This window comes from Pseudomonas huaxiensis (genome assembly GCF_003231275.1).
Classification (GTDB): Bacteria; Pseudomonadota; Gammaproteobacteria; order Pseudomonadales; family Pseudomonadaceae; genus Aquipseudomonas; species Aquipseudomonas huaxiensis.
Window position 1 is genome coordinate 46,300 of sequence record NZ_QKVL01000039.1, and the last position, 6,454, is coordinate 52,753.

Genomic DNA, 6,454 nt, shown 5'->3' on the forward strand with positions numbered 1-6,454 from the left:
GGCAGGCAGCTTGCCGCCCCTTCTTTTCGAGGTGAACCGATATGGCCGGCGTAGATGAGATTGTTCTGAAAGTGTCCCAACTCACCAAGGGCGAGGAATTGAACGCGGTGACAGCAGCGGTTAACAGCCGATTGGCCGCTTTGCGTAGCGCGGAGACGGACGCAGCGATGAGCAAATATACGGATGTGAAACATAAAGAATTGAAAGGCAAGGTGGATCTGAACGAGATATTGAAAGGAGACAGCGATCCAAACAACAGCCAGCAGTAATAAGAAGAGCAACCGCGGTTCCTTGGCGTCCCAAAGCAAAAGCCCAGCCTCGTCCGGCTGGGCTTTTGTTTGCAGTGCATTTTTAGTCTTCTCGGACGATGTTTCCGGCAAGGTTGCTGCTGATCATGGGGCTGCTGTGCAGCCCTTCGCGCCGAACCGTCGCGAAGGATCAACGCCCAACTCATGGAGATTCCAATGCCCACAACCGCCATCACCGGCTCTGCCTCCGGCATCGGCGCCGCCGTTGCCACGGCCTTGCGCGCCGCCGGCCACCGCGTCATCGGTATCGACCGCGGCAACGCCGAGGTCATTGCCGACCTGTCCACCCGCGAAGGTCGCGATGCGGCCATTGCCCAGGTCCTCGAACTCAGCGGCGGCGTCCTCGACGGCCTGGTCTGCTGCGCCGGCATCGGCGTCACCGCGCCGTCCTGCGGGTTGATCGTGGCGGTCAACCATTTCGGCGTCAGCCAACTGCTCGGCGGTCTTGAAGGTGCGTTGGCCAAGGGCAGCAACCCGGCGGCGTTGGTGATCGGTTCGGTGGCGGCGATCCGTCCCGGCACCGAGCAAGAACCCATGACTCAGGCCATGCTCGACAACGACGAAGCGCGGGCGCTGGACATCGCCAACACCCTGGGCGAGCCCCAGGTGGCCTACGCATGCTCCAAGTACGCGATCACCCATCATGCCCGGCGCCTGGCGGCGACTTGGGGCGCCAAGGGCATTCGCCTCAACGTGGTCGCGCCCGGAGCGGTGGAAACCCCGCTGCACGATGCTTCGCGCAATGACCCGCGCTTTGGCGATGCGGTACGTGCGTTCGTCGCGCCACTCGGACGCAATGGCCACCCCGAGGAAATCGCTGCGCTGATCGCCTTCCTGCAGTCGCAACAAGCGGGCTTTATTCACGGCAGCGTGATGTACATCGACGGCGGCATGGACGCCATGGTCCGGCCGCAGCGGGTCTGAGGAAAACACATGAACAAGGTTGCATTCATCACCGGCGCCAGCCGCGGTATCGGTCGTGCGGCGGCGCTGGCGTTCGCCCGGGCCGGCTTCGACCTGGCGATCAGCGCCCGCACCCTGGACGAAGGCGAGCAACACCCGCACGCCTTGCGCGATGCCAGCGGCGCGCCACTGCCGGGCAGCCTCAACGGCACTGCCGAAGCCATCCGTGCGCTGGGCCGCAAGGCGCTGGTGGTGCCGATGGACCTGCTCGACAGTGACTCGGCACTGGCTGCGTGCACGGCGGTGCTGGCCGAGTACGGTCGCATCGACGTGCTGATCAATAACGCGATCTACCAGGGCAGTGACCTCAATGCCGGTTTCATGGCATTGCAGCCCGAGACGCTGGAACGGATGTTCAAGGGCTACATTCTCACACCGTTCCTGCTGACCCGCGCCGTGGCCCAAGTGATGGCGGAGCAGGGCGATGGTGTGGTGATCAACGTCACCTCCGGCGCCGGCGAGAGCGACCCGCCGGTTGCGGCCGGGAAGGGCGGCTGGGGCTATGCCTATGGCGCGGGCAAGGCGGCGGTGTCGCGGTTGTCGGGGATCGTTGCGGTGGAACTGGGTGATGCCGGGGTTCGCGCCTACACCGTCAATCCCGGGGTGGTGACCACCGATGCGCTGAAAGCCACCATCGGCGAGAAGGGTGTGATCGCTCTGCGCGCCGGTAGTGCGCCGCCAGAAGTGCCGGCGGCGGTGATGTTGTGGCTCGCCACTGATGAAGAGGCCAGCCATTATCAGCGCCAGACCATTGCGGCCCAGCCGTTTGCCAGAAAGCTTGGGTTGTTGGCGGACTGAGGCCCGTCGACACCGGACCCTGTGGGAGCCGGCTTGCCGGCGATGCGCCGCACCTGCGGCGCTCAATCCAAGGGGCGCAAACACACGCCGAGTTAGCGTTTTTCCATACAACCTTGTGCGCAAATTTTTTTATACCCCTGACGAGTGTTAAAGTGCCATCAATAAAAAATGTTTCATCTCGCCAAGGTCGGGCCCGTCAATTGCTAGCGTAGCGCTGCTGCGCCGTCAGGGATGAGTCGCCTGATCCACACTAGGAGTTGTTGTGGACAGACGTAGAACTGCAGTACCTCGCACGGCCCGTACCCGCTTGTCGCTGGCTGTCAGCCTGGCCATGTTCGGCGCCTTCGCCGCCATCGACCCTGTTTTCGCCGCGTGTACACCCGGCGCGCCCGCCGATGGCGCGGCGGTGAACTGCACTGGCACCAGCCTGGACGTAGCGCTGAACGCCAACTCGCTGACGGTCACGGTCGGCAACGGCGCACTGTTGACGAGGAACGACATTACCTTCCCGACGCTGGCCATTACGGGTATCAACAACACCTTCATCAACAACGGCAACATCGACCTGGGCTACTACGGACCGCCACCTGTCCGCATGACGGCGGTCAAGATCACCAGCCCCACCGCCTCGAACCTGACGATCACCAACAACTCAGGTACCGGCAACAACGGCCAGATCGTCGGTTACAGCGGCTTCCTCGGCATCGGCATGACCAACCTCACCGGTGCGGCGCTGGACATCAACAATGGCTCTGGCGGGCGCACGAACATCAACAACTACGGCCGGATCCTGTCGATCCTGCTCTCTGGCGCTACAGAAACCGAGCCCGACCTGCCAGTGATCGGGGTCTACGGCGGTAGCCAGGTGACGTTCACCAACACCGGCACCATCACCGGGCGGATTGCCTTCGAAAGTTCGGGTGAGGGCAACATCTTTATTAACCAGGGCACCATTACCGGCGGCGTGTCGTTGGGCCAGGGTGGTGGTAATAATGAGTTCAGGGCAATAACCGGTTCGTCAGTCGTCAGCGGCGGCGGCAGCGGTGCGGCGCTGTCGATCAATGGCCTGCAGTTCGCCGCCACTGGCATCGTCGATGGCGGGGCCGGCGGCGACAATACGCTGTACCTGCAGAACACCCTGAACGGCGGCACGGGTACCAATACGGGCGTCGGCAACATAAACCTGAGCTCCTACGTCAATTTCGGCTTCCTGAATCTCCTCGGTGGGACCTGGACTGTGCAAGGCGCTCTGACCGACGGCGTCATGGCCGTCCTGCAGGGTGGCACGCTGCAAACCGACAACAGCGGCTTTATCGGTACCGGCCTTATCGGCGGCTATGGCGGTACGATCGCCAGTTCTGCGGCGACGATGAACTTCGCCAACAACTTCTACCTGGGTTATTCGTACGACATCGCCGCCGGCGGCCTGACGTTCAGCAGCAACACCACCGCGTTCACCCTCTCGGGCACAATCGAGGGGGAGACCAATTCCCCGCTGGTCAAGACCGGTACTTCGTCCCTGCGCCTGAACGGTGTCAGTACTTACATTGCCGGCACCATCCTCAGTGGCGGCTCGCTCATCATCGGCAGCAGCCAGGCGCTGGGTAGCGGCACTGTCTCTGCGGGGACCGGTACCCGGATCGACTCCGCAGCCACCTCGACCCTGAGCAACACCTTCAGCATGGCGGGGACCGTGAATTTCGGCGGCACCAGTTCGCTGACCCTGAACGGCACGGTCCTGGGCGCCGGTGCCTTGCTTAACAAGGATGGCTCGGGCACGTTGGTGCTGACGCGCAGCAATACCTACAGCGGCGGCACAACGCTGACGGCCGGCACCCTGGGGATCGGCAGCAACCAGGCGCTGGGCAACGGCAACGTGGCCGCGGCAAGTGGTACCCGGATCAACTCCACGGCCACCTCGATCCTGAACAACAGCATCCTCATGACTGGCACCGTGAATTTCGGTGGCAGCAGCACGCTGACCCTGAATGGCACGATCCAGGGCGCCAGCGCCGTGCTCAACAAGGACGGCTCGGGCACGCTGGTCCTGACCGGCGCCAACACCTACACCGGCGGCACCACGTTGAGCGCCGGTACGCTGACCCTCGGCAGCAACAGCGCGATCGGCACCGGCAACTTGACGGTAACCGGGGCCTCCACCCTGACCAGCAACCAATTTGTCACCTTCCTCAAAGATGTTGCGCTTAACAGCACCCTGACCGTGGGCGGCAACAACGATCTGCGCCTGCTCGGCAACATCAGCGGGAACTCAAGCAACAAGCTGATCAAGACCGGCAACGGCAATCTCATTCTGGGCGGGAACAACAGCTTTGCGGGGGGGATCGAGCTCAATGCAGGCTCCGTGACACTGCTCACCACGGGTGTGCTGGGCAACGGCGGCCTGACGGTCACCGGCAACAGCAGCGTGGTGGTCGAGATGCAGCAGACCAACCTCCAGCCGGTCGCCATCAATTCGGGCGCAACCTTGCAACTGGTCGCCAACCAGGCCTACGCGCTGCAGGGCGTGCTGTCCGGCAGCGGAACGCTGGTCAAGGACGGCGTCGCGGACCTGTCGCTGATGGCTATATCGCCGAACTCGTTCAGCGGCCTGTTCGATGTGGTCAAGGGCCAGCTCGTCTCGATGATTCCGGGCAGCCTGGGCACCAATGCGAGCGTGAATATCGGCAGCAACGGCACCGTCAGCCTGGCAGGCAGCGAAACCATCGACGCTCTCAGCGGCACTGGCAGCCTGGTAATCGGCGACGGCGGCACCCTGAGGGTCGGCAGCCTCAACAGCAGCTCCACCTTCGGCGGCGCCATATCGGGCGCCGGCACGCTGCAGAAGATCGGTACCGGTAACCTGACCCTCACCGGCACCAGCGTTATCGGCGGTGTCACCAGCGTCAGCGCCGGGCGCCTGACGCTCGGCTCGGGTGCCAGCCTGAACAGCGCCGGGGTGACCGTAGTCAACGGCGCCAGCCTGGCGGGTAGCGGCAGCGTGCTCAGCAACCTGACCGTCAACTCTGGCGGTCACCTGGTGCTCGCCTCGGGAGGCACCCTGACGGCCAGCAGCCTGAGCCTGAGCAACGGCAGCATTGTCGACGTTGCACTCGGCACGCCTTCGCTGACCCCGATGCTCAACATCGGCGGTGCTGCAGCCATGGGCACCACCTCGTTCAATTTCACCGATCTTGCGGACATCGCCAACGGCACCTACCGCCTGGTCACTCACCAGTCGGGGCTGCTGGCACCTACGGCCACGATCGCTTCGATGCCGACCGACTTCCTGCCGGGCGAACTGCTGCTGCAATACGTCAGCGGCGGGATCAACGTCATCGTCAACTCCATGAGCCTGGCCGCCCAGTACTGGGATGGCATCGCCTCGGGCGCCAACGGCAGCATCGATGGCGGCGGCGGTGTCTGGAATGCGGGCAACACCAACTGGACCAACGCCAGCGGCAACACCAACGATGTCTGGAAGGGCGTTTCGGCGGTCTTCCAGAATGGTTCGGGCACCGTGGCCATCCAGGGTACCCAGACCATCAGCGCGTTGCGCTTCAAGAGCGATGGCTACGTGCTGTACGCCGATGCGACCAATGGCCTGAGCCTGGTCAACAGTTCGGGCGGCTCGGTGGTGGTGACGGTCGACAGCGGCTTGACCGCGACACTGGATACCCTCCTCGCCGGTACCGGCAAGCTGGAGAAAAGCGGTGCCGGGACACTGGTCCTGACCCGTAGCAACAGCTACGCAGGCGGCACCGCGCTGACCGCGGGCACGCTGTTGGTCCGTGATAACAACGCCCTGGGCAATGGCGCCCTGAGCCTTGCCTCCGGTACCACCCTGAGCAGCAACCTGTCCGCGCTGCAACTGGCCAACAACGTCGTCCTCGCCGGTGCCTCCACCGTCGATGTCAGCTCCGGTACCCTGAGCCTGAACGGTGTCGTCAGCGGCGCCGGTGGCCTGGTCAAGGTCGGTGCCGGCAACCTGTTGTTGAGCGGCAACAACGCGCAACTGGGCAATACCTCGCTCAACGCTGGTGGCCTGGTGCTGGGCCACAGCAATGCGCTGGGCGCGGGCACCTTGAATACGGCCAGCAACACCACCCTCGACAGCAGCCTCGCGGGCCTGCTGATCGGCAACAACGTGGCGATCACCGGTAACCTGACGGTCGTCGGCACCCAGGACCTGACGCTTGATGGCACTGTGTCCGGCACCGGCAACCTGATCAAGAACGGCGTCAGCGCGCTGACCCTGACGAAGGCCAGCACCCTCAATGGCAGCGTCTCGTTGAACCAGGGCACCTTGCGCCTTGCCAACAACAATTCGCTGGGCAACGCCAACCTGGTGGTCGGCGGCGTGTCGACCTTGCAGGCGGCGGCGAACA

General features: G+C 63.8%; 4 protein-coding genes. All 4 read left to right on the forward strand.

The features are described from left to right. Positions 1 to 41 precede the first annotated feature (41 nt). The gene (locus tag DM374_RS26795; protein WP_110972599.1) at positions 42 to 269 is read left to right on the forward strand and encodes a hypothetical protein; all 228 of its coding nucleotides are present in this window, start codon (positions 42 to 44) and stop codon (positions 267 to 269) included. Between the two features lie 195 nt (positions 270 to 464). Next, entirely contained in the window at positions 465 to 1,232 is a 768-nt protein-coding gene (locus DM374_RS26800) for an SDR family oxidoreductase (RefSeq protein WP_110972600.1), read from the forward strand. Between the two features lie 9 nt (positions 1,233 to 1,241). Continuing rightward, the gene (locus DM374_RS26805; protein WP_110972601.1) at positions 1,242 to 2,069 is read left to right on the forward strand and encodes an SDR family NAD(P)-dependent oxidoreductase; all 828 of its coding nucleotides are present in this window, start codon (positions 1,242 to 1,244) and stop codon (positions 2,067 to 2,069) included. A gap of 262 nt (positions 2,070 to 2,331) precedes the next feature. After that, positions 2,332 to 6,454, forward strand: a 4,123-nt coding sequence (locus DM374_RS26810) for a beta strand repeat-containing protein (RefSeq protein WP_177431611.1), incomplete at its 3' end; no start/stop codon positions are given.

Bases quoted from the DNA above. Each gene is read 5' to 3' on its own strand.
- DM374_RS26795 (WP_110972599.1), top strand. From the start codon at position 42: ATGGCCGGCGTAGATGAGATTGTTCTGAAAGTGTCCCAACTCACCAAG.
- DM374_RS26805 (WP_110972601.1), top strand. From the start codon at position 1,242: ATGAACAAGGTTGCATTCATCACCGGCGCCAGCCGCGGTATCGGTCGT.
- DM374_RS26800 (WP_110972600.1), top strand. From the start codon at position 465: ATGCCCACAACCGCCATCACCGGCTCTGCCTCCGGCATCGGCGCCGCC.